Annotated in this window: 27 protein-coding genes; 24 read left to right on the top strand and 3 right to left on the bottom strand. The window is 28.8% G+C overall.

Annotated features, from left to right (window positions below; all coding sequences use genetic code 11):
• The first annotated feature begins 127 nt into the window (after positions 1–127).
• Genes rsmD through I2E98_RS08230 form a run of 3 tightly spaced genes read left to right on the top strand, consistent with a single transcriptional unit; the run spans position 128 to position 1,735 of the window.
• Entirely contained in the window at positions 128–685 is a 558-nt protein-coding gene (gene rsmD / locus I2E98_RS08240; protein WP_195468466.1) for a 16S rRNA (guanine(966)-N(2))-methyltransferase RsmD, read from the top strand.
• Positions 686–700: 15 nt separating this feature from the next.
• Complete coding sequence (gene coaD, locus I2E98_RS08235) at positions 701–1,180, top strand: pantetheine-phosphate adenylyltransferase (protein WP_195468465.1); 480 nt, start codon at positions 701–703, stop codon at positions 1,178–1,180.
• 18 nt (positions 1,181–1,198) lie between these two features.
• A complete protein-coding gene (locus tag I2E98_RS08230) occupies positions 1,199–1,735 on the top strand; it encodes an ATPase (RefSeq protein ID WP_195468464.1) in 537 nt (178 codons plus the stop codon).
• Here the strand turns inward: I2E98_RS08230 and ylbJ are convergent.
• Both ylbJ and I2E98_RS08220 read right to left on the bottom strand, forming a co-directional pair.
• On the bottom strand, positions 1,721–2,893 hold the full coding sequence (gene ylbJ, locus I2E98_RS08225) for a sporulation integral membrane protein YlbJ (protein WP_195468463.1): 1,173 nt from the start codon (positions 2,891–2,893) through the stop codon (positions 1,721–1,723). The two genes, I2E98_RS08230 and ylbJ, sit on opposite strands and share 15 nt — an antisense overlap.
• Before the next feature lie 50 nt (positions 2,894–2,943).
• Positions 2,944–4,149 (bottom strand): nucleotidyltransferase, encoded by a 1,206-nt coding sequence (locus I2E98_RS08220; RefSeq protein ID WP_195468462.1) that lies wholly within the window; start codon positions 4,147–4,149, stop codon positions 2,944–2,946.
• A 230-nt stretch (positions 4,150–4,379) separates the two neighbouring features.
• Here I2E98_RS08220 and pta point away from each other — a divergent pair, with 230 nt between their 5' ends.
• From pta to I2E98_RS08125, 19 genes are all read left to right on the top strand, one after another.
• Complete coding sequence (pta, locus tag I2E98_RS08215; RefSeq protein ID WP_195468461.1) at positions 4,380–5,387, top strand: phosphate acetyltransferase; 1,008 nt, start codon at positions 4,380–4,382, stop codon at positions 5,385–5,387.
• A gap of 27 nt (positions 5,388–5,414) precedes the next feature.
• On the top strand, positions 5,415–6,614 hold the full coding sequence (locus tag I2E98_RS08210) for an acetate kinase (RefSeq protein WP_195468460.1): 1,200 nt from the start codon (positions 5,415–5,417) through the stop codon (positions 6,612–6,614).
• 159 nt (positions 6,615–6,773) lie between these two features.
• Entirely contained in the window at positions 6,774–7,271 is a 498-nt protein-coding gene (locus I2E98_RS08205; RefSeq protein WP_195468459.1) for a DUF177 domain-containing protein, read from the top strand.
• A 12-nt stretch (positions 7,272–7,283) separates the two neighbouring features.
• A complete protein-coding gene (gene rpmF / locus I2E98_RS08200) occupies positions 7,284–7,469 on the top strand; it encodes a 50S ribosomal protein L32 (RefSeq protein ID WP_005213472.1) in 186 nt (61 codons plus the stop codon).
• A gap of 56 nt (positions 7,470–7,525) precedes the next feature.
• On the top strand, positions 7,526–8,527 hold the full coding sequence (plsX, locus tag I2E98_RS08195; RefSeq protein ID WP_195468458.1) for a phosphate acyltransferase PlsX: 1,002 nt from the start codon (positions 7,526–7,528) through the stop codon (positions 8,525–8,527).
• A 161-nt stretch (positions 8,528–8,688) separates the two neighbouring features.
• Positions 8,689–8,919 (top strand): acyl carrier protein, encoded by a 231-nt coding sequence (acpP, locus tag I2E98_RS08190; protein ID WP_195468457.1) that lies wholly within the window; start codon positions 8,689–8,691, stop codon positions 8,917–8,919.
• 123 nt (positions 8,920–9,042) lie between these two features.
• A complete protein-coding gene (rnc, locus tag I2E98_RS08185; protein ID WP_195468456.1) occupies positions 9,043–9,741 on the top strand; it encodes a ribonuclease III in 699 nt (232 codons plus the stop codon).
• Complete coding sequence (locus I2E98_RS08180; protein ID WP_195468455.1) at positions 9,734–10,765, top strand: radical SAM protein; 1,032 nt, start codon at positions 9,734–9,736, stop codon at positions 10,763–10,765. Before rnc ends, I2E98_RS08180 begins: the two co-directional genes overlap by 8 nt.
• Before the next feature lie 294 nt (positions 10,766–11,059).
• Positions 11,060–14,617: a chromosome segregation protein SMC gene (smc, locus tag I2E98_RS08175; protein ID WP_195468454.1), complete on the top strand. Its 3,558-nt coding sequence runs from the start codon at positions 11,060–11,062 to the stop codon at positions 14,615–14,617.
• Between the two features lie 11 nt (positions 14,618–14,628).
• On the top strand, positions 14,629–15,543 hold the full coding sequence (gene ftsY / locus I2E98_RS08170) for a signal recognition particle-docking protein FtsY (RefSeq protein WP_195468453.1): 915 nt from the start codon (positions 14,629–14,631) through the stop codon (positions 15,541–15,543).
• A 379-nt stretch (positions 15,544–15,922) separates the two neighbouring features.
• Positions 15,923–16,252 carry a putative DNA-binding protein gene (locus I2E98_RS08165; protein WP_133014197.1) on the top strand — a complete coding sequence of 110 codons (330 nt, stop codon included), beginning with the start codon at positions 15,923–15,925 and terminating at the stop codon, positions 16,250–16,252.
• A gap of 16 nt (positions 16,253–16,268) precedes the next feature.
• Complete coding sequence (ffh, locus tag I2E98_RS08160) at positions 16,269–17,618, top strand: signal recognition particle protein (protein ID WP_195468452.1); 1,350 nt, start codon at positions 16,269–16,271, stop codon at positions 17,616–17,618.
• 38 nt (positions 17,619–17,656) lie between these two features.
• Positions 17,657–17,902, top strand: a complete 246-nt coding sequence (gene rpsP, locus I2E98_RS08155; protein ID WP_042396852.1) for a 30S ribosomal protein S16 — start codon at positions 17,657–17,659, stop codon at positions 17,900–17,902.
• 62 nt (positions 17,903–17,964) lie between these two features.
• Entirely contained in the window at positions 17,965–18,204 is a 240-nt protein-coding gene (locus I2E98_RS08150) for a KH domain-containing protein (RefSeq protein ID WP_195468451.1), read from the top strand.
• Positions 18,205–18,370: 166 nt separating this feature from the next.
• Positions 18,371–18,868: a ribosome maturation factor RimM gene (gene rimM / locus I2E98_RS08145; protein WP_195468450.1), complete on the top strand. Its 498-nt coding sequence runs from the start codon at positions 18,371–18,373 to the stop codon at positions 18,866–18,868.
• Positions 18,858–19,571, top strand: coding sequence for a tRNA (guanosine(37)-N1)-methyltransferase TrmD (gene trmD / locus I2E98_RS08140; protein WP_195468449.1), 714 nt, complete (start codon positions 18,858–18,860; stop codon positions 19,569–19,571). Before rimM ends, trmD begins: the two co-directional genes overlap by 11 nt.
• 113 nt (positions 19,572–19,684) lie before the next feature.
• Complete coding sequence (rplS, locus tag I2E98_RS08135) at positions 19,685–20,035, top strand: 50S ribosomal protein L19 (protein WP_133014192.1); 351 nt, start codon at positions 19,685–19,687, stop codon at positions 20,033–20,035.
• A gap of 393 nt (positions 20,036–20,428) precedes the next feature.
• Positions 20,429–21,382, top strand: coding sequence for a ribosome biogenesis GTPase YlqF (gene ylqF / locus I2E98_RS08130; protein ID WP_195468448.1), 954 nt, complete (start codon positions 20,429–20,431; stop codon positions 21,380–21,382).
• A complete protein-coding gene (locus I2E98_RS08125) occupies positions 21,382–22,203 on the top strand; it encodes a ribonuclease HII (protein WP_195468447.1) in 822 nt (273 codons plus the stop codon). Before ylqF ends, I2E98_RS08125 begins: the two co-directional genes overlap by 1 nt.
• Before the next feature lie 63 nt (positions 22,204–22,266).
• Here the strand turns inward: I2E98_RS08125 and I2E98_RS08120 are convergent, their stop codons facing one another.
• Complete coding sequence (locus I2E98_RS08120) at positions 22,267–22,638, bottom strand: YraN family protein (RefSeq protein WP_195468446.1); 372 nt, start codon at positions 22,636–22,638, stop codon at positions 22,267–22,269.
• 121 nt (positions 22,639–22,759) lie between these two features.
• Between I2E98_RS08120 and I2E98_RS08115 the strand changes: the two genes are divergently transcribed.
• Together I2E98_RS08115 and dprA are read left to right on the top strand one after the other, a co-directional pair.
• The gene (locus tag I2E98_RS08115) at positions 22,760–24,283 is read left to right on the top strand and encodes a YifB family Mg chelatase-like AAA ATPase (RefSeq protein WP_195468445.1); all 1,524 of its coding nucleotides are present in this window, start codon (positions 22,760–22,762) and stop codon (positions 24,281–24,283) included.
• Positions 24,284–24,297: 14 nt separating this feature from the next.
• Positions 24,298–25,353: a DNA-processing protein DprA gene (gene dprA / locus I2E98_RS08110; RefSeq protein ID WP_195468444.1), complete on the top strand. Its 1,056-nt coding sequence runs from the start codon at positions 24,298–24,300 to the stop codon at positions 25,351–25,353.
• Positions 25,354–25,357: the final 4 nt, after the last annotated feature.

Here is a 25,357-nt window from a genome sequence, read left to right as displayed (position 1 = left end):
TGGTTAAATGAACTTACTCCTATGAATGAAATGAATAGTGAGTTTCATTTATAAAAATAATAAAAAAATTGTTAATAAATTAATTATATGTTAGAATTATAATGTTAATGACAAAGGAGGAAATTAAATGAGAATTATAGCAGGAAAAGCAAGAGGACGCAAATTAATACCTCCAGCAACTATGGAAACTAGACCTACTTTAGATAGAGTTAAGGAAGCTATGTTTAGTACAATACAAAATTATTTGTTAGATGCAGTAGTAATTGATGTATTTGCTGGAACTGGTAGTTTGGGGTTAGAAGCAGCGAGTAGAGGGGCTAAGGAAGTATATTTAGTTGATAAGAGTGCTGTAACATTTCCATTATTAAAAGAAAATATCAAAAATTTAAAGTTTGAGGATTTCTGTTTTCCTTTAAATATGGATTCATATGAAGTTCTTAAAAATTTAGCTAAAAAAGGTAAGGTAATGGATGTTATTTTTATAGATCCACCTTATTGTAGAGAAATGATTCCTGAGGCAATTAAAATTGTTAAGGAAAATAATATGTTAGCTGAAGATGGTATAATAGTAACTAAAATAGATTCAATAGAAGAAATTTATGAAGGGTATGGGGACATTAAATTATTTAGAAGTAAAAAATATGGTAACACAACTGTTTGTTACTATAAATATATTAGAGAATAACATAGGGAGAAAATTATGAGAGTTGCAATTTATCCAGGTAGCTTTGATCCTGTTACTAATGGTCATTTAGATATTATTACAAGGGGATCAAAAGTTTTTGATAAACTTATAGTTGGTGTTTTAGTCAATGTTGATAAGGTGGGATTGTTTCCTATTGAAGAGAGGGTTGAGCTTATAAAAAGAGTAACAAAACATTTAGATAATGTGGAAGTTGTTAGTTTTAATGGGCTTTTAGTTGATTTGGCTAAAAAAAATAATGCAAGAGTTATATTAAAAGGGTTAAGAGCTGTATCAGATTTTGAGTATGAGTTTCAAATGGCATTAATGAATTCGCAATTGGATTCAGATGTTGAAACTTTATTTATGACTACGTCTGCAGCTAATTCATTTTTAAGTTCTTCATCAGTTAAGCAAGTTGCTAAATTTGGAGGAAGTATTAGTGGTTTAGTTCCAGATGAAATAGTTGATGATGTTATTAGAAAGATTAAGGGATAGAACTGGGGGAGGTACATTTTGGAAAAGGTAGAATTGAATGTTATTGAATTATTAGAGTATTTGCAAGATATGGTGGAAAGTTCACCTAAAATGCCTATAACAGGAAAAACAATTATTGATAAGAAAGAGTTTAATGAAGTGATAGACCAAATAATTAATTATTTGCCAGATCAGTTTAAAAAAGCTCAATGGGTTGTTAATGAGAAGGATAGAATTCTTCAAGAAGCACAAAAAGAATTTGATAATGTTAAAAAGGAAACAGTCGAAATAATGAAACAAAATGTTGAAACTCATGATCTTGTTAGAGAAGCGAAAATGCGGGCAAGTGAAATAATAGCTCTAGCACAAAGAGATGCTAAAGCTATTAGAATAGGTTCTAGAGAATACTCAAATGAAATTTTAATGCAATTAGATGTTGAAATAGAAAAACAAAAGGAACAATTAATTAAATCTATGCAAGAGTCTTTTGAAAAAGTAGCAAAAGAAATAGATGAAAATTTAACACAAACAGGAACAATAATTAAAGAAAATATAGCTGAATTAAGAACGATGTAAATTTTTCACAAGTGAAATTATTAAAGTTCCTATTAGTAAAAGTGATAAAGCTAATGAAATTATTATTGAAATATTATAATTATCGATAGTAGCAGAGAATGTATAAGCAGTATATTGTAGTGAAAAGAGGCTACTTATAATAAAAGTTATGCTAAAGCTTATTATTCCTTGGATAAATTTCATAAAGCTATATTTTGCTATAGAAATATCATATTTATAGACAAAAGAACTTATTTGTGCTATTACTGATAAACCAGAAAAAGAACAAATAAAGCTTATTATAGCTAGTTTAAATGGAAGTGTTAAAGGTAAAGTGGTTATAAGTTTACAACCATTAGTAAATTCAACACTACCTAAGAATAGTCCGTAAATTGAATATTTAGGAAGATTTAAAAAATCTTCTATATTATAAAAAACAATGCTTATATAAGCATTGTTTTTTATTATGCTTATAATTATAGAGAATAAAACTACAAAAGCACCAACTTGTAATGTAGTATTAATTCCATTATCTAAAGCTGATTTTAAAGCTGAACCAAAGTTCATATTGGTATTATTTTTAGGTAGTTCCTTCATAGAAGATGTTGTTTTACTTCGATTCATTGTTAAAATACCTACAATGATAGGAGACAAATAATTAGCTATAAGCAAAATAAAACCTAATTTTACATCTCCTAACATTGTGGCTCCAATTGAGCCTATTATGAACATAGGGCTTGCGTTACTAGCTATATTTAGAAGTCTTTCAAATTCATTTCTATCTATGTATCCTAAAGAATAAAGATCGCAACAATATTTACAACCGAGAGGATAACCACTTAAAAAGCTAGCAACTATGGGGAATGAAGACGATTTTGAAAGCTTAAGAGGCTTACAAAGAATTGGACCTAATATTTTTGAATATAATCCAACTCCGTCATATGAAATTAAAAGATTGCATATTACCGAAAATGGAAAAATTGTTGGAACAATGGTCTTTACAACTAAGCTTACTCCAATTAATGCGGCATCTATACAACTTTCTAGATTATATACAAAAACAAAAATAAACATTGTGATTAAAATACACATAAAGTAATTATGGTTTTTGTTAAAAAGTTTAAAAAGCAGCAACAGTAGAAAAAATATGATTACCAATAAAAAAATAATACTATACATGGTATTCCCTCCCATCTATAGTATTTATATGCGGTATACATAAAGTATTATTAATATTTTATTATTGGACTTTGAAGATAATCTTTATTTGGATTTATTTTATTATTTAAGATTGAATAAGCAGCTGTAGCTTGTATATCAAATTTAAGCAAAGGATTATTAGTAAAGCGTGGCACTTTAGTAATAAGAGGAATAGAAGAGTTTCTTTTTATTAATGAAAGAACTTCTCTACCTGTCTTGTTAAAGCCTAGAACTCTTGCATAAAGATTATTTGGATCATCTATATTTAAAAAATTATTAGAATCAAGTCCAAGATATATATGAGTTAGAATTCTTGAAATTTTACTATATGTATATCTCTTACTTTTTACTTTTAAAATAAAATCCTCATAAGAATTTGATGAATACAGTTCTTTTATTAATTTATTTTCTAATCCTTCTGTTATTTCGTAAAGATTGTTAAAATTTATACAGTTTGTTTGGATTTTATATCTTATAAATTTAAACATATCTTCATCAAAGACAAGAGGATAGTCTTCATCTTGCAATTTACTAAATATTTTATAAGATTCTTCAGGAATTAAATTTTTTAAGTTTTCTAAAGAGTTTTTATTTTTTAATAGTTCTCTAATTGCTGTAGCTGATGAAAAGGAATTAGAGAGTTTTTTATCGTTATAGTTAGATCCTTCTCGTTTTAGTGTAGAAGGAGATATGTTGCTATTTAGTCTAAGAATAGACTTTATGTATTCAATTCCTAAAATGTTGTTTGATGAAGTTATTATTTTATTTATTTCTTCGTCTTTTAAGTATTCGATTAAACTTTTTTCACGAGCTTTTGCAAATGTATCTCCTTTAGCTAAATGCTCTTTTATGAGAGATTTTAATTCTGAATCTTCGTTGACTAAAATCTTAGAAATTGCAGTTAACTTATCTACATTTCCGCATTCTGAACCGAAAAATAAGTTGTTAACAACACCAAGATGATGAAGAATTGATACAGAACCTTTTGCGAAAAATTCTGCAGATGAAACTGCGTAGTACGTAGGAAGTTCGATAATTAAATCTACTCCGTTATTTAAAGCCATTTCAGTTCTTTTCCATTTATCAATTATTGCAGGACCACCTCTTTGAACAAAGTTACCACTCATTACACAAACGATAGCATCAGTATTAGTATTTTTCTTTGCTTCACTTAAATGATAAAGGTGTCCATTGTGAAATGGATTATACTCAGTAATTATTCCAGTTATATTCATATTTAAACTCCTTTTTGGGAAATATAAAAATATTATAGCATATAGGAGGAAATGTGAAAGAATTTATATAATATTTATATTATATAAGATGAAATATATAGTAAAATTCAGAAAATTTATAATATAAAGAATTAATTTTTTGAGCAATTTAGGTATTGAAAAATATGTACGCATAGGAGTATAGTAATAGTGAAGATGAGACCGTACAAAGTCGAAAGGGGAAATTAAACATGGAACTTATGGATAAATTATGGAATGCGGCTAAGGAAAATAAGCAAAGAATAGTTTTACCTGAAGGTGATGAAGAGAGAACTATTGTTGCTACTGAAAAAATCCAAAAGTTAGGATTAGCTTTTCCAATCCTAGTTGGTAATGAAGAAAAAATATTAGAAAAAGCTAAAGAACTTGGAGTTGATTTAACTGGTGTTGAAATAATCAATCCAGAGAAATCAGATAGACTTCAAGATTATATAAATGCATTTTATGAGTCAAGAAAAAATAAAGGTATGACTTTAGAAAAGGCTGACAAAATCGTTAGAGATCCATTATACTTTGGAACAATGATGGTTAAATTAGATGATGCTGATGGAATGGTATCAGGTGCTGTTCACACAACTGGAGACTTATTAAGACCAGGTTTACAAATTATTAAAACTGCACCAGGAGTATCTGTTGTATCAAGTTTCTTTATCATGATGGTACCAGGATCTAAGTATGGAGAAAATGGAATGTTATTATTCTCAGACTGTGCTGTTAATCCAAATCCAAATTATGAACAATTAGCAGCTATTGCAATTGCAACTGCTGATACAGCACGTAACCTTTGCAAAGTAGAGCCAAGAGTTGCGATGTTATCATTTTCAACAATGGGAAGTGCTGATCATGAAATGGTTGACAAGGTTAGAAAAGCAACAGAACTTGCAAAAGAATTAAGACCAGATTTATTAATCGATGGTGAATTACAATTAGATGCAGCTATAGTAGAAAGTGTTGCAGCTCAAAAAGCACCAAATAGTAAAGTTGCTGGTAAGGCAAATGTATTAATATTCCCAGATTTACAATCAGGTAATATTGGATATAAATTAGTTCAAAGATTTGCAGGAGCAGAAGCTATAGGACCAATGTGTCAAGGATTTGCTAAGCCAATTAATGATTTATCAAGAGGATGTAACTCAGAAGATATCGTTAATGTTGTAGTATTAACTGCAGTGCAAGCACAAGCTCAAAATGCAAAATAAATTAAACAATTTAAGAGGTGTTCAAAGATGAAAGTATTAGTTATAAACTGTGGAAGTTCTTCACTTAAATATCAATTAATCGATATGACAACAGAAGAATCACTAGCACAAGGATTAGTTGAAAGAATAGGAATTGAAGGTTCTGTTTTAACTCAAAAGGTTGAAGGTAGAGATAAATATATAGTAAAACAACCTATGGCAGATCATAAAGATGCAATAAAGTTAGTTTTAGAAGCTTTAGTAGATGAGAAAAACGGTGTTATTTCTTCAATGGATGAAATTTCAGCAGTAGGACATAGAGTTGTACACGGTGGAGAAAAGTACAATAAGTCTGTTATAATTGATGCAGAGGTTAAGTCATATATAGAAGAATGCTTTAAATTAGCTCCACTTCATAACCCAGCAAACATAATAGGAATTAATGCTTGCGAAGAATTAATGCCAAATACACCAATGGTAGCTGTATTTGATACTGCTTTCCATGGAACTATGCCAGAAGAAGCATATATCTATGCTTTACCATATGAATTATACAAGAAGCATGGAGTAAGAAAATATGGATTCCACGGAACTTCACATAAGTATGTTTCACAAAAAGTTGCTGAAGTTATGGGAAGAGATATTAAAGATTTAAAAATAATCACTTGTCATTTAGGAAATGGTGCAAGTTTATGTGCTGTTAAGAATGGTGTATCTGTTGATACTTCAATGGGATTCACTCCACTTGAAGGTGTTGCAATGGGAACAAGATGTGGTAACATAGATCCAGCTATAGTTACATTCTTAATGAAAGAAGAAGGATTATCAGCTGATGAAGTTAATGATTTAATGAATAAAAAATCAGGTGTTCTTGGAATATCAGGAATAAGCTCAGATTTCAGAGATATTGAAGATGGTGCATTCAAAGATAAAGATCCAAGAGCGATATTAGCACTTAAAGTATTTGAATACAAAGTAAGAGCTACAATTGGATCATACGCTGCTATAATGGGTGGAGTAGATGCTATAGTATTTACTGCAGGTGTAGGAGAAAATGGACCAGAAACTAGAGAAGAGTGTCTAAAAGGTTTAGAATTCTTAGGAGTAGAGATAGATAGAGAAGCTAACAATGTTAGAGGTAAGATAAGAGAAATATCTAAGCCAGGATGCAAAGTTAAAGCTTTTGTTATACCAACTAACGAAGAATTAATGATTGCTAGAGATACTTTAGAATTAATACAAAAGTAATTTGTATATAAAGCTTGACTTTTAATGTCGACCTTTATATAATAAATTGTGTTTGAATTCAGTAAATTTTAGCGAGGAGTGAAATATTGCTTTGGCTCAAGCTATACATAATGTATAATGTACCTTGAAGGTATGAGGATTATATCCAGAGCTTAAGATATGGTAATTAATTTTTCAGATTTGCTATCTAAAAAGAATAGAAAAAAACAAATATCTTTATCATTCGAGTTAGAACCATTTGAATTCGAAGGAGAAGAAATTAGAGCAATTGAAAAAGTTTCTGTAGAAGGGGTTGCAATATCAGAAAATGATGTTATAGTAATAAATGCTTCTATAAAAACAAAGCTAAAGCTAAATTGTTCTAGATGCTTAGATACCTTTATCTATCCAATAGATATTGATATAGAAGAAAGGTTTACAAACAATAAGGAACTTGAAGATCAGGAAATTATGTTTGTAGATGGTGATACACTAGATATTACCGAGATTATTGAAAATAGTATTATTTCAACCTTACCTATCAAAAGACTTTGCAAGGAAGACTGTAAGGGACTATGTTCTCAATGCGGTGAAAATAAAAATGTTGAAAATTGTAGTTGTTTAGATTATGATGTTGATGTTAGGCTTGCAAAGCTTAGAGAGTTGTTTGGGGAATAAGGAGGTGTAATAATGGGAAATCCAGCTAGAAAGACATATAGAGCAAAAAGAGATTCTAGAAGAGCTCAAACTTTTAAGTTAAGCTTACCAGGAATAGTTGAATGTCCACAATGCCACGAAATGAAGATGGCTCACAGAGTTTGCAAGAACTGTGGATTCTACAAAGGTAAAGAAGTAGTTGCTTCAACTGAAGAATAAAAGAAAGTCTTATGACTTTCTTTTCTTTATATATAAAGAAATAAGGGGTGAAAGAAATGAGAATTGCTATAGACGGTATGGGTGGAGACAATGCACCACAAGCTGTTGTTAATGGTGTAGTGCAAGCTCTTAATGAATTTAATGATTTAGAGTTTTTTATAACAGGACCAGAAGATATAATAAAAGAGCAATTAAAACGAGAAAATTATACAGGTGATAAAATAACTATAGTAGATGCTAAAGAAGTTATATCAACTAATGAGCATCCAGTTATGGCTATACGAAAAAAGAAAGATTCAAGTTTATGTAAAGCTTTAAACTTAGTTAAGGAAAAAAAGTGTGATGCTGTTTTATCTGCTGGAAGCACAGGAGCCTTTTTAGCAGGATGTAATTTTATTGTAGGAAGAATTAAAGGTGTTAAGAGACCAGCATTAACTCCTATCATGCCAGGTAAAAATGCACCATTTATGATTGTAGATGCAGGGGCCAATGTAGATTGTAAACCTGAGTATTTAGTGCAATTTGCTCATATGGGTAGAGAATATTATAAAGGTGTATTAAAAGCAGAAAACCCTAGTATTGGATTAGTTAATATTGGTGCTGAAGAAGAGAAAGGTAATGAATTAACTAAAAATACATACCAGCTACTAAAGAATGAAGAAGGACTTAATTTCGTAGGTAATGTAGAACCGAGAGATGTTACTTTAGGTGATACTAATGTTCTTGTTTGTGATGGTTTTGCAGGCAACACAATTTTAAAAATGTATGAAGGAACAGCATCTACTCTTTTAAAGATAATAAAAGATGAAATTCTTTCTTCAGGTGTTAAGGCAAAGGTTGGAGCTCTTTTATTGAAGCCTGTATTTAAAAGTATAAAGAAAAAGTTCGATTATAAGGAATATGGTGGAGCACCTTTTTTAGGTGTTGATGGAATTTGTATTAAAGCTCATGGAAGTTCTGATGGAAAGGCTTTTAAAAATGCTATAAGACAAAGTAAACAGTTCTATGATAGCAAAGTTCTAGAAAAAATTAAGGAAGAATTAGAGCTAAAAGCTTAGAATTTAAAAGAGTTATAAGTTGTAATATATTTTATTAAATATTAAGTAAAAGAAAATTTTTTGGTTTATTAGTCGTTTTCATAACAAATATAAGTAATGTATATTGACGACAACAAAAATATATAATATTATCTAAATGGGTGTGTTTAGGAGGTGAAAGAATGTTTGAAAAGATAAGAGAAATCATTGCTGATAAGCTAAGCATTAATGAAGACGAAATAACTATGGATTCAGCATTTTTAGAAGACTTAAATGCAGATTCTTTAGATATAGTTGAACTTATAATGGCTTTAGAAGATGAGTTAGATATGGAAATTCCAGACGAAGACGCAGAGAGCTTCGTAACTGTTGGTGATGTAGTTAAATTTGTAAAGTCACATGTTGAGGAATAAATAAAATCCCGCAGTATTTGCGGGATTTTATTTATAAAGTACTTTTATTAAAAATCGAAATAGTTTATTCTTGAATTTGTTTATATAAGCAAGTTGAAGAATAAACTTGAAGGAGTGTAAATAATGAATAATTTCTATCAGAAGGAAGCTGAAGATATAATAGGTATTAAGTTTAATGAGCCTAAATTATTACTTACAGCTTTAACTCATTCATCTTATGCTAATCAACATAGAGATGAAGAATATAATGAAAGATTTGAATTTTTAGGAGATGCGATTCTTCAAGTATGTATTACTGAGTATTTATTTTTAAATTATAAAGAAAAAAGTGAAGGGGAATTAACTAAGATTCGTAGTTTAATTGTTTGTGAAAACTCTTTATATGAAATAGGGAAATCCTTGAACTTAGGTTACTTATTAAGAATGAGCAAAGGTGAAGAATTAACTGGAGGAAGAGAAAGAATATCTTTAATAGCCGATGCCGTAGAAGCTTTAATAGCAGCTATATATTTAGATAAAGGATTAGAGTTTACAAAAGATTATATTATAGTTAGATTTGAAGATATAATAAAGCGTGCCATAAATAATGATATAATATTAGATTATAAGACTAGATTGCAGGAATATCTTCAAAAAAATGGAGAAATATCTATAGTTTATGAGCTTATTAAGTTTGAGGGACCACCACATAGAAGAAAATTTTATACAAAGCTTATAATTGATAATAATGAACTGACTTGTGGTGAAGGTTATAGCAAGAAAGAGTCAGAACAGAATGCAGCAAAAGCAGCATTAAAGGTTTTGGAGGATAAGAATGAGTAAGAATTATTATATAATTCCTGTTTTTATTTCTCATCAAGGATGCCCACATCAATGTGTTTTTTGTAATCAAGATAGAATAGCAGGAAAGTATGAGGAAGTTTTTGCTAGTGATGTTAGAAAAATTATAGATGAATATTTAGAAACTATAAATAGTAAAGGTGCTACTATAGAAGTGTCATTTTTTGGTGGTACATTTACTGCAATTGATGTTAATAAGCAAAAGGAATTATTAGAAGTTGCTAGAGAATATAAGCAAAAAGGTCTAATACATAAAATAAGATTATCAACAAGACCAGATGCTATATTACCTTATATCTTAGGATATTTAAAGGAATATAAGGTTGATATAATAGAACTTGGAGTTCAATCATTAGATGATGAGGTTTTAAGAAAAGCTGGTAGAGGACATAGTGTTAATGATGTAGTAGTTGCATCTAAGCTTATTAAAGAAGCAGGGTTTACTTTAGGTCATCAAATAATGCCTGGATTGCCAGGAGATAGTTTTGAAATTGATATAGAAACTACTAAAAAATCAATTGAGATGAAGCCAGATATATGTAGAATATATCCATCATTAGTTATTAAAGATACACCTATGGAGGATATGTATAATAGAGGGGATTATGTACCATACTCTCTAGATGAAGCTGTATATATTTCAGGTGAAATGCTTAAATTATATAATGAAGCCAAAATAAAAGTAATTAGAATTGGTTTACAACCAACAGATACTATTACTACAGGAAAAGATATAGTAGATGGACCTTTCCATCCAGCTTTTAGGGAATTGGTTGAAGGTCACTTGATTTGTGAAACTTTAGACAAAAAATGTCCAAAAGAAAAGGATATTATAGTTGAAATCAATGAAAAAGATGTTAGTAAATTATATACTAATAAAAAGCAGTATTTTAAAAAGTTTTTAGCTAATAGAGAAGGAAAGGTATATGTTAATACTAACAATAAGGTGAAAAAGGGAAGAGTTAAGCTAACAATTATTGAGAAGAGAGAGGAATTTAAAATATAATTGTTGAAGTTTAAACTTTAGTAGTTAAAATAATAAAAGATATGAATTAAGGTGACAAGGGGCAAAGGGTATATAGCAAGAGAAATAATATTCTTGTTTATGATCTTTGAATCTTGTCATTGTTTTATTGATATTTCCTTAGCTTTGCTATAAACTAAAGAAAGAATGGAGTGAGAGTTATTATGAAAGCAAAGACAAGAGAAAAAATGATGTATATAATTACTATTTTTATGCTTATAGTATTTTTACTAAGTTTAGTACCAGCTTTTATATAAAAAGATAAGGAGTGTATTTATGTTTTTAAGGTCACTTGAGATACGTGGATTTAAATCTTTTGCAGATAAGACTGAATTGAGATTTAAAAAGGGAGTAACTGCAGTTGTTGGACCTAATGGTAGCGGAAAAAGTAACGTTTCTGACTCAGTAAGATGGGTGCTTGGAGAACAAAGTGTCAAAAATCTTAGAGGAGGTAAAATGGAAGATGTTATTTTTTCAGGAACACAATTTAGAAAACCTTTAGGCCTTGCACAAGTATCTCTTACTTTAGATAACTCAGATGGAACATTATCAACAGATTACAATGAAGTAACAGTAACTAGAAGAATATTTAGATCTGGTGAAACAGAGTATTTAATTAATAATCAAAAATGTAGATTAAAGGATATTACTGAATTATTTATGGATACAGGTATAGGTAAGGAAGGATATTCGATAATTGGACAAGGTAAGATTGATGCAATATTAAGTGGTAAGCCAGAAGAAAGAAGAGCTTTATTAGAAGAAGCAGCTGGAATTGTGAAATATAAGTCTAGAAAAGAAGAAGCTGAAAAGAGACTGGATAACACTGATAGTAATTTAGTTAGAATTAGAGATATAATAGCAACTTATGAAGAGAGACTTGAGCCACTAAGAATAGAAAAGGAAAAAGCAGTAAAATATAAAGCTTTAGCAGAAGAATTAAATGTAAAAGAAGTTTCTATATTAGTTAATCATATTGATAGAGTCTCAAAGGATATAGATGCTTTATCTAGTGAAATAGAGAAAAGACAAGAATCAATAGATGCCAAAAGGGAAAAACTTAAGGCTCATAAGAATGTTTTAGATGATTTGCAAAGAAAAATAGAAAATATAGAAAAGAAAAATAAATTAGAAAAAGAAGAGTATTATACAAAAAAAGAAGAGGCTACAAATCATATAAGAGATATTGAGCTTTTTAAAGAAAGAGTTAATAACTTTAAATCATTAATAGAAAAAGAAGAAAATGAAATAAGTATTTTAAGGGATGATTTAGAGAAAGTTACCTTAGAAAAGAAAGAATTAGAAGAAAAGTTAAATGAAAAGAGTAGAGAAAGTAAGGATAAAGGCTCAGAAATTAGAAATGTAGAAAGATTAATTGAAGAGATAACTATAAAAATTGATAAAATAGAAAAAGAACTTAATATTTTAAAAAATAATGAGTTTGAAATTATATCTAGGAATTCTGATATTAATAATAGAATTCAAACCTTACAAAAAGAAATAAATCAAAAAAATGATATACAGGAAAGTTTAGATAAATCAATAGTTACTTTAGAAGGAAATTTAGCTATTAATATAGGAACTATAGACGAAGTTAAGTTAAAACTTATACATACAAAAGATAATATTTCTAAATTAGAGGAAGAAGTAGTATCAGTGAGAAAAGAGTTATCAAAAACTCATTCACTTTTAAATAATCAAGATAATAAGCTTAAAATGTTATCAAAAAAAATTAATGAATCAGAAGCTACTCATAATACTTTAGAAAATTTAGAAAAGCATTATGAAGGATATAATAGAACGGTAAAGAACTTAATGGATCATGTTGAAAAAGGTAGAGTTCAAGGAATAAAAGATATAAAAGTACTTGGTGAAATTTTTGAAGTTGAAAAGAAGTACGAAGTTGCTATTGAGATAGCTTTAGGAGGATCAATATCCAATGTAATAACAGTTAATGATACTGATGCTAAAAACTTAATTTCATATTTAAAAAGTAGAGGGTTAGGTAGAGCTACATTTTTACCTTTAAATATTATTAGAGGGAAAAAACTAGATGTACCTAATGACATTAAAAGTGCTAAGGGTTATATAGGAATTGCCTCAGAAATTCTAAAATATGATGTAAGATATAAAGGTGTAATAGAATATAATTTAGGTAGAACTATAATTGCTGAAAATATGGATTGTGCACTTAATATATCTAAAATTGGTAGACATAATTATAAAATAGTGACTTTAACTGGTGAAGTAATTAATCCAGGAGGTGCTTTAACTGGAGGTAGTATCCAAGGTAAAAATGCTAATCTTTTAGGTAGAAAAAGAGAAATTGAAGAACTAGCTAAAAATATATTAAAGCTAAAAGAAGAATATAATAATGAAGTTTCTAAATTTAATGAAATAAAGCTAAAAATAAAGCAGTTAGATGATGATATATTAAATAAAAGAGAAGAAGTTCATAGTAAAAATATAGAGTTAACAGTATTAGAAGGTGAAATAAAAAGCCTTGTAAATGATGGAGATAAGTTAAGTAAAAATATTGAAAACTCTAAGAAACAAAAAGAAGAAAATAATAATATAATTAAATTATTATTAGAAAAGTTAGAAAATAAAAAAGAAGAACTTAATAAGTTGGATGTTAAAAGTGCAGAAAGAAAAGAGAAGGTTAAATTAATTGAAGAAGAACTTGTTAATAATAATATTGAAAGAGATTCTTTAAAAGAAAAGTTAGTTAATTTAAAGGTTAATAGTGCAACTTTAGAAGAAAGTCTTCAAGGACAAAGAATGCAATTATCTTCTAAGAACTTAGAAATAAGAGAAAAAGAAAACAAGATAAAACATTTACAAAATGAAATTTCTATTAAACATAATAATATTAATTCTTTATCTGAAAATGTTAAAAATAAAGAAAATATATTAAAAGAAATAGAAGAAAGAGTTTTAGAACTAGAAAATTCCTTTAGAGAAGATGAAATTATTAAGGTTGAACTTAAAGAAAGTCATAAGGCTAAGGAAAGTGTAACTAATGAAATAATAGAAGTAATAAGAGTAGAAGAAAATGAGTTAAACAAAAGGGCCATACAACATGCTAAAATAGAAAGTGAACAAGAGTCCCTTTATAACAGATTAAATAGTGAGCTTAATTTAACTCTTGCTGAAGCAAAGGAGATAGCTATTAGTGTTGAAAATATAAATACACTTAAAGATGAAATTTATATATTAAAATCAAAGATATCAGCTTTAGGAACAGTTAATTTATCTGCTATAGTAGAATATGACGAAGTATGTGAAAAGTATGAATTTATGTCATCACAAGAGTTAGATTTGCAAAAAGCAAAAGAAGAGCTTATAGAAGTTATAAATGAAATGACTATTCAAATGCAAGAGTTATTTAAAGAGAATTTTAAAATATTAAATGAAAATTTTGGAGAAACTTTTAGAGAGTTATTTAAAGGGGGTAATGCAGAGCTTATTTTAGGTGGCGATGATATTTTAAATTCTAATATAATAATAAATGTTGAACCACCAGGTAAGAAACTTCAAAATATAAACTTAATGTCTGGAGGAGAGAAGGTTTTATCTGCAATTGCTTTATTATTTGCAATATTAAAAATGAAGCCAACTCCATTCTGTATACTTGATGAAATAGAGGCTGCCCTAGATGATGCTAATGTTTATAGGTATGCGGAATTTTTAAAAGCTTTCTCAGAAAATATTCAATTTATAGTAATAACACACAGAAAAGGAACAATGGAAGCTAGTGATGTAATGTATGGTATAACCATGGAAGAAAAAGGTATATCTAAAGTAGTATCAGTAGACTTGTCGGAGAATTAGGAGGTAGTAATATGTTTGGTAAATTATTTAATAATCTTAAGACTGGATTAACAAAAACAAGAAATGCATTAACAGATAAAATAAATGAGGCTTTAAATTTAGCAGTAACAATTGATGAAGATTTATATGAAGAGTTAGAAGAAATACTTATTATGGCAGATATAGGTATGGATACTACAATGGAAATCATTGAAAGATTAAAGGATAAGATTAGAAAAGAAAAAATCAATGATGTTGAATTAGTTAGACCAGCTTTAAAGAGTGTAATTGCTGAAATGATGAAAGATGACAGTGAAGAAAGCTATGAAGAAAAAAGCGGAAAAGAAGTTATTTTAGTAATAGGTGTAAATGGAGTTGGGAAAACCACTAGTATAGGTAAATTAGCAGCTATGAATAAAGAAAAAGGTAAAAAAGTTTTACTAGCAGCTGCAGATACCTTTAGAGCAGGGGCTATAGATCAATTAGTTGTTTGGAGTGAAAGAGCAAAGGTTGATATTGTTAAGCATGAAGAGGGATCAGATCCAGCAGCAGTTGTATTTGATGCAATTAATGCTTCTAAGTCAAGAGGTGTAGATTTACTTATTTGTGATACAGCAGGTAGATTACACAATAAGAAAAATTTAATGGATGAATTAGGAAAGATTAATAGAGTAATAGATAGAGAACTTAGTGGTGCTAATAAGCAAACATTATTAGTATTAGATGGAACTACTGGACAAAATGCAGTAATTCAAGCTAAACAATTTATGGAGGTATGCCCTATAGATGGTATAGTTTTAACTAAGCTTGATGGAACAGCTAAAGGTGGGGTTGTAATTTCCATAAAGAATACTCTTAAAATACCTGTTAAATATATAGGTGTAGGTGAGGGTATTGATGATTTACAAGAGTTTGATGCAGAAAGCTTTGTAGAAGCACTTTTTTAGTTAGTAGTTAGTAGTGTTGAGTTATTAGTTAAGGATAAGATTGTTGTTGTAGTTCATAAAAATATATATTTTGTAAATTAGGTATGCACTAAATTTATTTCTTAACTAATAACTATTAAGTAATAAAAAATAAATTATAATTATTTATATACAACTTATAAAATTTATAAGCAGTAACTAAAAAAATTTGTTGCGAAAATTTGTATTAGTCATTAAAATAACTATAGATACCCAAGTGGTATGTTAAGAAATAATAGGAATAGTAAGAGTTTAGCACTTTAATTTGGGAATAAAAAAATAATTTAAAACTGTTAAGTAAAAATACTTGACACCTAATTATTATTCTGTTAGAATCTCAGATGTGGGTAAGGTGATATGCATGGAAGATAGAGTTGAGATTTCCTTATTAATGGATTATTATGGTCCATTACTTACGGAAAAACAAAAGAGTATCATGGAGCTATATTACAATGAGGATTTATCCTTAGCTGAGATTGCTGAATTAAACAATACGAGTCGCCAAGCGATTCATGACCTAATAAAAAGATGCTACAAACAATTTCTAGCCTATGAAAGTAAATTAAATTTACTTGAAAAGTCTTTAGAAAAAGAAAAGAAGATTTCAAAATTCTTAGATGAAGTTAATGAGAAGTATTCTTTGATGGATGAAGACTACATAAATTACAAAGAAACTCTAGAAAATTTATAGGCATAGGAGGGTTAACATGGCTTTTGAAGGTTTAGCTGATAAGTTACAAGAAACGTTTAAGAAACTTAGAGGCAAAGGTAAATTAGGCGAAAAAGATATTAAAGAAGCCATGAGAGAAGTAAAGCTTGCGTTATTGGAAGCTGACGTTAACTTTAAAGTTGTAAAAACTTTTGTTAAGAATGTTAGTGAAAAATGTGTTGGTAGTGAAGTTTTAGAAAGCTTAACACCTGCTCAGCAAGTCATCAAGATTGTTAATGATGAACTTACAGATCTTATGGGAGGTAGTGAAAGTAAAATCAACTTCTCTAGTGTTGGACCAACTGTTATTATGTTAGTTGGACTTCAAGGAGCTGGTAAAACCACAATGGCTGGTAAACTTGCACTACAATTAAGAAAAGATAAAAATAAAAAACCTTTATTAGTTGCCTGCGATATATATAGACCAGCAGCAATTAAACAATTAGAGGTTGTAGGAAAGCAAATTGACATTCCAGTTTTCCAAATGGGTGATAAAATTAGCCCTGTACAAATTGCCAAAGAAGGTATAAAATACGGTAGGGAAAACGGAAATAATGTTGTAATTATAGATACAGCTGGTAGACTTCATATAGATGAAGAGCTAATGACTGAACTTAAAGATGTAAAGGCTGAAGTTAATCCTTCAGAAATCTTACTTGTTGTTGACTCAATGACAGGACAAGATGCTGTGAATGTTGCAGAAACCTTTAATGAAGCACTTGATATCTCAGGAGTTATATTAACAAAGCTTGATGGAGATACAAGAGGTGGAGCTGCTTTATCAATTAGACATATGACTCAAAAGCCAATTAAGTTTATTGGTGTTGGGGAAAAGATGAATGATTTTGAAGTATTCCATCCAGATAGAATGGCTAGTAGAATTCTAGGAATGGGTGATGTACTTTCATTAATCGAAAAGGCTCAAGAAGCAATTGATGAAAAAGAAGCTAAAGAGTTAGGTCAAAAGATGATGGAAAATGACTTTACTTATGATGATTACTTAACAGCCATGGAGCAAATGAAAAAGTTAGGATCATTAAGTAAAATCATAGATATGATACCAGGAGTGCCTAAGGAGATGAAGGAAATTGACTTTGATGCTGGTGAAAAACAATTAGCAAGAGTAAAGGCAATAATTTATTCAATGACTCCTAAGGAAAGAAAAAATCCAAAGCTTATAGTTGGATCATCTTCAAGAAAGAAGAGAATAGCTATGGGTTCTGGAACATCATTACAAGAAGTTAACAAACTCATAAAAGGACATGAAATGATGAGAAAGCAAATGAGGCAGATGAAATCATTAACTAAAAAGTCCAAGAAAGGTTTATTTGGTAAATTACCTTTTTAAGAGTTTATATATATAACCCTTTAAAGGAGGTGAAATTAATGGCAGTAAAAATCAGATTAAGAAGAATGGGTGCTAAGAAAGCTCCTTTCTACAGAGTTGTTGTTGCTGATTCTAGAAGCCCAAGAGATGGAAGATTCATCGAAGAAATCGGGTACTACAATCCAATAACTGAACCAGCTGAAATCAAAATCGATGAAGAAAAAGCTACAAAGTGGATAAACAATGGTGCACAACCTACAGACGTAGTTAAGAGACTATTCAACACAGTAGGACTTAACAAGTAATTTTTGGGAGGTGAACTCTGCAAAATACATATACAATTAGTACATAGTATTTGCAGACTCTTATGAAAGATTTAGTTGAAATAATTGCTAAATCCCTAGTGGATAATCCAAATGAAGTTCATGTAAATGAAATTCAAGGAGAGCAGGACTTAATTCTTGAATTAAGGGTTGCTCCTGAAGATATGGGTAAGGTAATCGGTAAGCAAGGTAGAGTAGCGAAAGCTATTAGAACCGTAGTAAAAGCCGCAGCACTAAACGAAAATCAAAAAGTAGTAGTTGAAATTATCGATGTAAAGAGTTAGGATTTTCCTAACTCTTTTTTTATTCGACAAAAAACGGTGCACCTCCGGGGTTGATACATATATTGGAATTGGTGCAGAGATAAGTAATAATTATTTTGCTAAAATATAAAAAGTTTGATATAAATAATATAGGAAAAAAATTAAGTTAACATAAGAGGTGAATTTAGTGAGTAAAAATTTAAAAGTAGGTAAGATAGTAAATACTCATGGTTTAAAAGGTGAAGTTAAGGTTATTCCATTAACAGATGATATGAGAAGATTTGATGACTTAGAACATGTTTTAATTAATGGTAAAGAAGTTAAGATAGAAAAGTGTAAATATCAAAAGGATAGAGTTATAGTTAAGCTTGAAGGTATAGATAAAATAGAAGATGCAGAAAGACTTAAAGAAAAATTCATGGAAGTAGAAAGAGAAAATGCAGTTGAGCTTGAAGAAGATTGCTATTTCTTAGCAGATTTAAGAGAGTGTACAGTATTTGATACTGAAGGAAAAGAGCTTGGTAAGATCTATGATGTTATACAAACTAAAAATAATGATGTATATTGGATAAGAAAACCAAAAGAATTATTAATACCTGTATTAAAAAGTATAGTACTGGATATTAATATAGATGAAAGAAAGATTACAATAAGACCAGTAGGAGAATGGATGGATGAAGATTAGTATTCTAACTCTATTCCCAGAGATGTTTGATATTTTTAATCATAGTATAATAGGGAAGGCTCAAGAAAAGGAGTTAATTTCAATCGAGACTTTAAACATAAGAGATTATACGTTAAATAAGCATAAAAAGGTTGATGATTATCCTTATGGTGGTGGAGCTGGTATGGTAATGGCAGCACAGCCTGTTGTGGATTCTATAAGAGCTTGTAAAGAAAAAAATAATGGGAAAGTAATTTTTCTAGGACCAAAAGGTAAAACTTTTAATCAAGAGATGGCAGAAGAGTTATCTAAGGAGGAAAATTTAATTTTCCTTTGCGGACATTATGAAGGTATAGATGAAAGAGCTTTTAAAGAGGTTGATATGGAAATTTCTCTGGGAGATTTCGTATTAACTGGTGGAGAAATGGCTGCTATTCCTGTCATTGATTCTATTTTGAGATTAGTACCAGGAGTATTAAATAAATCTGAGAGTCATGAAGATGAATCATTTTCTGAAGGATTACTTGAATATCCTCAATATACAAGACCAGAAGTTTTTGAGGGGGAAAGTGTACCATCAGTATTATTATCAGGACATCATGAGAATATAAGAAAATGGAGAAGGCTACAATCTCTAGAGATAACGAAGAAAAGAAGACCAGATTTATACAAGGATATAATACTTACAAAAGAGGATAAAAAACTATTAAATAGTAAAAAATAATAACTTGAAATATAAAAAAACTTATGTTACAATAACTTTTGTGCTAGTACGGGCGTTCCGCTGTCAAAGAATTTGTTAAGAGCGTCAATTATCAATTTAGGAGGGAATGCACAATGAACGAAATATTAAGAGCTATAGAAGCAGAACAAATGAGAAACGATTTACCAAACTTCAATGTTGGGGATAACGTTAAATTACACGTTAAAGTTAAAGAAGGTAACAGAGAAAGAATCCAAATGTTCGAAGGTACTGTTATTAAGAGACAAAACGGTGGTTTAAGAGAAACTTTCACAGTAAGAAGAGTTGCTTACGGTGTTGGAGTTGAAAGAACTTTCCCAGTTAACTCACCAATCATCGAAAAGATGGAAGTTACAAGAAGAGGTAAAGTAAGAAGAGCTAAGTTATTCTACTTAAGAGATAGAGTAGGTAAGGCTGCTAAAGTTAAAGAATTATTAACTAGATAATTAAAAGTTAATAAAGATATGAAGGGACTTAGTATTAAGTCCCTTTTTGTTTGCAATAATATAAGTGAGATTCTAAATTTTAATTTAGTTAACCGAACTTACAACTTGGAATTTATGGAGAGTTGTTTCATAAGTGAGATTCTAAATTTTAATTTAGTTAACCGAACTTACAACTTGGAATTTATGGAGAGTTGTTTCATAAGTGAGATTCTAAATTTTAATTTAGTTAACCGAACTTACAACTTGGAATTTATGGAGAGTTGTTTCATAAGTGAGATTCTAAATTTTAATTTAGTTAACCGAACTTACAACTTGGAATTTATGGAGAGTTGTTTCATATAAAAAATAATTGTTAAGAATAAATAATATATATTTAAAAAAGGAGGATGAATTATGGCTACAATAAATTGGTTCCCAGGTCATATGAAAAAAACGAAGAGGGAAATACAAGATAATTTAAAACTTGTTGATGCTGTAATAGAAATTAGAGATGCTAGAATTCCTAGAAGTTCTGCAAATCCAGATATAGATAAAATTTGTGCAGGTAAGCCAAGATTAATTTTATTAAATAAAAGTGATTTAACAGAATCTAAGGTAACTAAAGAGTGGATAAATGAATTATCTAGTGAAACTGTTAAAGTTTTAGAAGTTAATTGTTTAAAAGGTCAAGGATTACAACAAATAAAGCCAGCACTTTTAGAGTTATTAAAAGAAAAACATGAGAGAGCTAAAGCTAAGGGATTAGTTAAGTTCATGATGAGAGTAATGGTAGTTGGTGTTCCAAACTGTGGTAAATCTACATTTATAAATAAGATGGCAAGAAATAATATTGCTAAAACTGGAGATAGAGCCGGTGTTACAAAGAGTAAGCAATGGATAAAAACATCATTTGATATGGAAATGTTAGATACTCCAGGGGTATTATGGCCTAAATTTGAAGATGAGAGAACAGCTTTAAACCTAGCATTTACAGGTGCTATTAAGGATGAAATAATGGATATAGAAGAATTAGCATATAAGCTTGTTGAAAGACTTCAAGAATATTATCCAGATAGATTAATAGAAAGATTTGGAATTGAAGAAATACAAGAGAATCCATTAGATAACCTTGATGCTATTGCTAGAAAAAGAGGATGTATAATGGCACGTAATGAAATTAATTATAATAGAATTGCTGTTATGCTTATTGATGAATTTAGAGGTGGAAAACTTGGGAAAATTTCTTTAGAACGTCCAGATGATGTTTTTGAGGAAGAAGAAGTTATAGTTAAGGAAGAAACTGAAAAAGAAAGAAAAAGAAGAATAAGAAAAGAAAAGAGAAACGAAAAGAAAAAGGAAAAAAGATAATGGATATATTAACTACAGATATTAGCAGTTTAAGTTTTAAATTTGTGAAAGAAAAAGTAGATGAAATAAACATAAATGAAGCTTATAATTCTAAAGAGTTAATTGAAATTATAAATATATTAAAAAGTGATAAAAGAAAAAATATTAATGGTTTAGGTGATAAGCTTCAAAAAGCTAAAGAAAAGATTGAAAATGAGATTAAAAGAGTTAGAAATATGTATAACTTTGATAAATCATTTGAAAATTATAATATTATTGCAGGAGTAGATGAGGTTGGAAGAGGACCTTTAGCGGGGCCTATAGTATCATGTGCTGTAGTATTAGATTTAAATGTTATAGATGAAGATTTAATTTTATGGATTAACGATTCAAAAAAATTAAATGAAAGAAAAAGAGAAGAATTAGCATCTATAATAAAAGAAAAAGCATTAGCATATTATATAGCATCTCGTGATTCTAAGGAAATTGATGAAAGAGGAATAGGTGTTTGTAATAATGAAGTTTTTCTAGAAGCTTGTAATAGCTTAAAAGTAAAACCAGATTTAGTGTTATCTGATGGATATACAGTAAAGGGAATACAAATTCCTAATAAATCTGTAATTAAGGGAGATACAAAATCTGCCTGTATTGCAGCTGCATCTATAGTAGCTAAAGTTTATAGAGATAATTTAATGAAGGAATATGCCGAAAAATATCCTTATTATGGTTTTGAAGAAAATGTTGGTTATGGAACTACAAAACATATAGAAGGAATAAAAGAGTACGGTCCTACAGAAATACATAGAATGTCATTCTTAACTAATATTCTATCTAATAGCTAGTAATTATAATAATCTAAATAAATTTGAGTTGATAATATCAGGTTTATAAATAAGGAAATTTAATTAATATGATCTAAATGCATCTTTTATATGATTTAATTTAAAAGATGCATTTGTGTTATTAAAAATAATTTCAATAATATCATAACGAACATTATAATTGTAATATTTTTTATATAATAAATAAATTTGAGATAATTTTATAATTTGTTTTTGTTTATAGTAGGTAACAGATTCCATTGGAATTCCAAAGGAGTTTGTATACCTACTTTTTACTTCGCAGAAAATTATAAGGTTGTTATTTCTACATATTATATCTATTTCACCATATTTATTTCTATAATTCATATCTAATATATTATATCCATTATTAATAAGAAAATCACGAGCTATACTCTCACCATAGTTTCCAATTGATTTATTATACTTTTTCATATTTTCACCTCTACACATAAGGATAGACTTTAATATTTTTTTTATTCAAATTAGGTTAAAGAAGTAAATCCATGTCAATAATGAAGAAAGTGAATATGGAAAGAAGGGATTGATTTAAAAGATGGCTTTGAAAATAATTAGTGCTACACATAGAGGTTTAGATGGTGTATTGATAAGTGTTGAAGTTGATATAACTAAGGGGATTCCTAGTTTCTCCATTGTCGGATTGCCAGATACATCAATTAAAGAATCTAAAGAAAGAGTAAGATTAGCAATAGTAAATAGTGGATATGAATTTCCATTAGGAAGAATTACTATAAATTTAGCTCCAGCAGATGTAAAAAAAATAGGAAGTCTTTTAGATTTGCCAATAGCTCTCGGAATATTGATGGTATCGGGACAAATTGAAGAAAAGTCATTAGATGATTATATAGTTTTTGGAGAGCTTTCTTTAAATGGTGAATTAAAGGGGGTTAAGGGAGCAGTACCAATTATTTTTGAAGGCGATAATAATAAAAAGCAAAATTTCATTTTTCCACTTGAAAATTTGAAAGAAATGAGGAGTTTTGTTTTAGGAAACTTTTTTCCTTTTAAAACATTAAATCAAGTAATATCATATATACAAAATGAAGATTTACTTCCATATAAAGGAGAGAAAAAGAAAAGAAATAAAGAAGTTTTTGTTAATAAATTTGAGGATATAATGGGACAATATACATCAAAAAAAGCTATGGAAATTGTAGCTGCTGGCAATCATAATATAATGCTATTTGGTTCTCCTGGATCAGGTAAAACAATGCTAGCAAAAGCTTTACCATCTATATTACCTCCTATGACTATAGAAGAACAGCAAGAGGTAGCAAAAATATATAGTATATCAGGATTGTGGAATGAGGGTTATAATATATCAAGACCTTTTAGAGCACCTCATAATACTATAACTAAAACAGCATTAATTGGGGGAGGGAGAGAGGTAAAGGCTGGTGAAATAACTTTAGCTCATAATGGGGTTTTATTTCTAGATGAAATATTAGAATTTAAAAAAGAAGTATTAGAGCTTTTGAGGCAACCTTTAGAAGATAAGGTGATAAATGTTTCAAGATTAAAGGAAAGTTATACATTACCAAGTAATTTTATATTAGTTGGAACTTTTAATCCATGTCCTTGTGGAAAGATGCTTGATTATGATACAGGATCAACATGCACATGTACTGAGCTAGAAAAGAAAAGGTATATAAATAGAATGTCTAGGGCTCTTTTAGATAGAATTGATATATTAAACTTTGTTCCAAGAATAAAATTAACTGAAATTGTTGGGGAAAAGGATAAAATCAATTCTGACAATATGCGACACAATGTAATTTTAGCAAGAGAAATTCAAAAAGAAAGGTTTAAGGGAACAAAATATAGATATAATTCTGAGATTGTAGGTAAAGATGTATTAAATTTATGTAACATTAATAAAAATGCTAAAAAGGTTTTAGAGGAATATTATCGTAGATATGATATAACCCTTAGAGGATATACTAAAATAATAAAAGTGGCTAGAACTATAGCAGATTTAGATTGTAGTAGTGAAGTAATGGATTATCATATTATTGAAGCTATCGGATTTAGAAAAAATATTTTTGGAGAAATAATATAGAAAGGATTCAAAATATGGATAAGTATAAAATATGGTTTATATCATTAAAAATATCTGATTCGTCTAAGATAAAGTTAATAGAAAAGTATAATAATGAAGAAAATATTTATAATAATATTGATAATATAATTAAAGAAAAATTATTGCATAAAAATTTTTTAATGCGATTAAGTGTTAAAAATAATATAGAACAAGAAAAATTAGAGGAATATTTATTTAAAAATCACATAAAGTATGTAACATATTCATCTAATTTGTATCCACAAAAACTAAAAAATATAACTAATCCACCATATGTTCTATTTTATAAAGGTGATATATCTTTATTTGATTATAATATGGTTGCTATTGTTGGAGCTCGAAAAAATACTAATTATGGAGAACAGGTTACTAAGTTTATAGCATCTGAATTATATAATATTTCATATGGTGTTGTAAGTGGTGTAGCTGCCGGAATAGATTCAATAGCACATAGAGAAATTTTAAGTAGAGGTGGAAAAACAATAGGTGTCTTAGGTTGTGGTATAGATGTTGTATATCCAAGATTCAACAAATATTTATATGATAAAATTTCTGAAAAAGGTCTATTAATATCAGAATTTTTACCAGGAACGAAACCAATGTCATATAATTTTCCACAGCGAAATAGAATAATAAGTGGTTTAAGCAATGGTGTAATTGTTATAGAAGCATCTAATAGAAGTGGATCACTAATAACAGTGGATTATGCATTGAATCAATCTAAAGATGTTATGGTTGTACCAGGGCCGATTTTTAATGAAACTAGTAAAGGATGTAATTTATTAATTCATCAAGGAGCACGACCTTTTTTAGGAAAAGATGATTTATATGAATTTCTTAATATAATTAAAAAAGAAAATAAAAATAATGCTAAAAATAGTATTAAAAAATGTTTGCTGGATGTAATAGGTAGAGAACCTATACATATAGATAAAATAGTTGGAAGTCTAAATATTGACAGGATAGCTTTATTTGAGTTATTATTTGAAATGCAAAATGAAAATGAAATTATTTGCCTACCAGGCAATTATTACGTAAAGATTAGTTAGAGTT

This window comes from Clostridium sp. D43t1_170807_H7 (genome assembly GCF_015555905.1).
Classification (GTDB): domain Bacteria; phylum Bacillota; class Clostridia; order Clostridiales; family Clostridiaceae; genus Clostridium.
This window is presented reverse-complemented; position numbering and strand designations above follow the sequence as displayed.

Excerpts from the sequence above, each read along its gene's own strand:
- rpsP (WP_042396852.1), top strand. The coding sequence starts at position 17,657 with ATGGCAGTAAAAATCAGATTAAGAAGAATGGGTGCTAAGAAAGCTCCT.
- I2E98_RS08125 (WP_195468447.1), top strand. The coding sequence starts at position 21,382 with ATGGATATATTAACTACAGATATTAGCAGTTTAAGTTTTAAATTTGTG.
- dprA (WP_195468444.1), top strand. The coding sequence starts at position 24,298 with ATGGATAAGTATAAAATATGGTTTATATCATTAAAAATATCTGATTCG.
- trmD (WP_195468449.1), top strand. The coding sequence starts at position 18,858 with ATGAAGATTAGTATTCTAACTCTATTCCCAGAGATGTTTGATATTTTT.
- I2E98_RS08220 (WP_195468462.1), bottom strand. The coding sequence starts at position 4,149 with ATGAATATAACTGGAATAATTACTGAGTATAATCCATTTCACAATGGA.
- rsmD (WP_195468466.1), top strand. The coding sequence starts at position 128 with ATGAGAATTATAGCAGGAAAAGCAAGAGGACGCAAATTAATACCTCCA.
- plsX (WP_195468458.1), top strand. The coding sequence starts at position 7,526 with ATGAGAATTGCTATAGACGGTATGGGTGGAGACAATGCACCACAAGCT.
- I2E98_RS08180 (WP_195468455.1), top strand. The coding sequence starts at position 9,734 with ATGAGTAAGAATTATTATATAATTCCTGTTTTTATTTCTCATCAAGGA.
- acpP (WP_195468457.1), top strand. The coding sequence starts at position 8,689 with ATGTTTGAAAAGATAAGAGAAATCATTGCTGATAAGCTAAGCATTAAT.
- ylbJ (WP_195468463.1), bottom strand. The coding sequence starts at position 2,893 with ATGTATAGTATTATTTTTTTATTGGTAATCATATTTTTTCTACTGTTG.
- rnc (WP_195468456.1), top strand. The coding sequence starts at position 9,043 with ATGAATAATTTCTATCAGAAGGAAGCTGAAGATATAATAGGTATTAAG.
- smc (WP_195468454.1), top strand. The coding sequence starts at position 11,060 with ATGTTTTTAAGGTCACTTGAGATACGTGGATTTAAATCTTTTGCAGAT.
- coaD (WP_195468465.1), top strand. The coding sequence starts at position 701 with ATGAGAGTTGCAATTTATCCAGGTAGCTTTGATCCTGTTACTAATGGT.
- ylqF (WP_195468448.1), top strand. The coding sequence starts at position 20,429 with ATGGCTACAATAAATTGGTTCCCAGGTCATATGAAAAAAACGAAGAGG.
- I2E98_RS08120 (WP_195468446.1), bottom strand. The coding sequence starts at position 22,638 with ATGAAAAAGTATAATAAATCAATTGGAAACTATGGTGAGAGTATAGCT.
- ftsY (WP_195468453.1), top strand. The coding sequence starts at position 14,629 with ATGTTTGGTAAATTATTTAATAATCTTAAGACTGGATTAACAAAAACA.
- pta (WP_195468461.1), top strand. The coding sequence starts at position 4,380 with ATGGAACTTATGGATAAATTATGGAATGCGGCTAAGGAAAATAAGCAA.
- I2E98_RS08205 (WP_195468459.1), top strand. The coding sequence starts at position 6,774 with ATGGTAATTAATTTTTCAGATTTGCTATCTAAAAAGAATAGAAAAAAA.
- rplS (WP_133014192.1), top strand. The coding sequence starts at position 19,685 with ATGAACGAAATATTAAGAGCTATAGAAGCAGAACAAATGAGAAACGAT.
- I2E98_RS08210 (WP_195468460.1), top strand. The coding sequence starts at position 5,415 with ATGAAAGTATTAGTTATAAACTGTGGAAGTTCTTCACTTAAATATCAA.
- I2E98_RS08150 (WP_195468451.1), top strand. The coding sequence starts at position 17,965 with ATGAAAGATTTAGTTGAAATAATTGCTAAATCCCTAGTGGATAATCCA.
- ffh (WP_195468452.1), top strand. The coding sequence starts at position 16,269 with ATGGCTTTTGAAGGTTTAGCTGATAAGTTACAAGAAACGTTTAAGAAA.
- rpmF (WP_005213472.1), top strand. The coding sequence starts at position 7,284 with ATGGGAAATCCAGCTAGAAAGACATATAGAGCAAAAAGAGATTCTAGA.
- I2E98_RS08115 (WP_195468445.1), top strand. The coding sequence starts at position 22,760 with ATGGCTTTGAAAATAATTAGTGCTACACATAGAGGTTTAGATGGTGTA.
- I2E98_RS08165 (WP_133014197.1), top strand. The coding sequence starts at position 15,923 with ATGGAAGATAGAGTTGAGATTTCCTTATTAATGGATTATTATGGTCCA.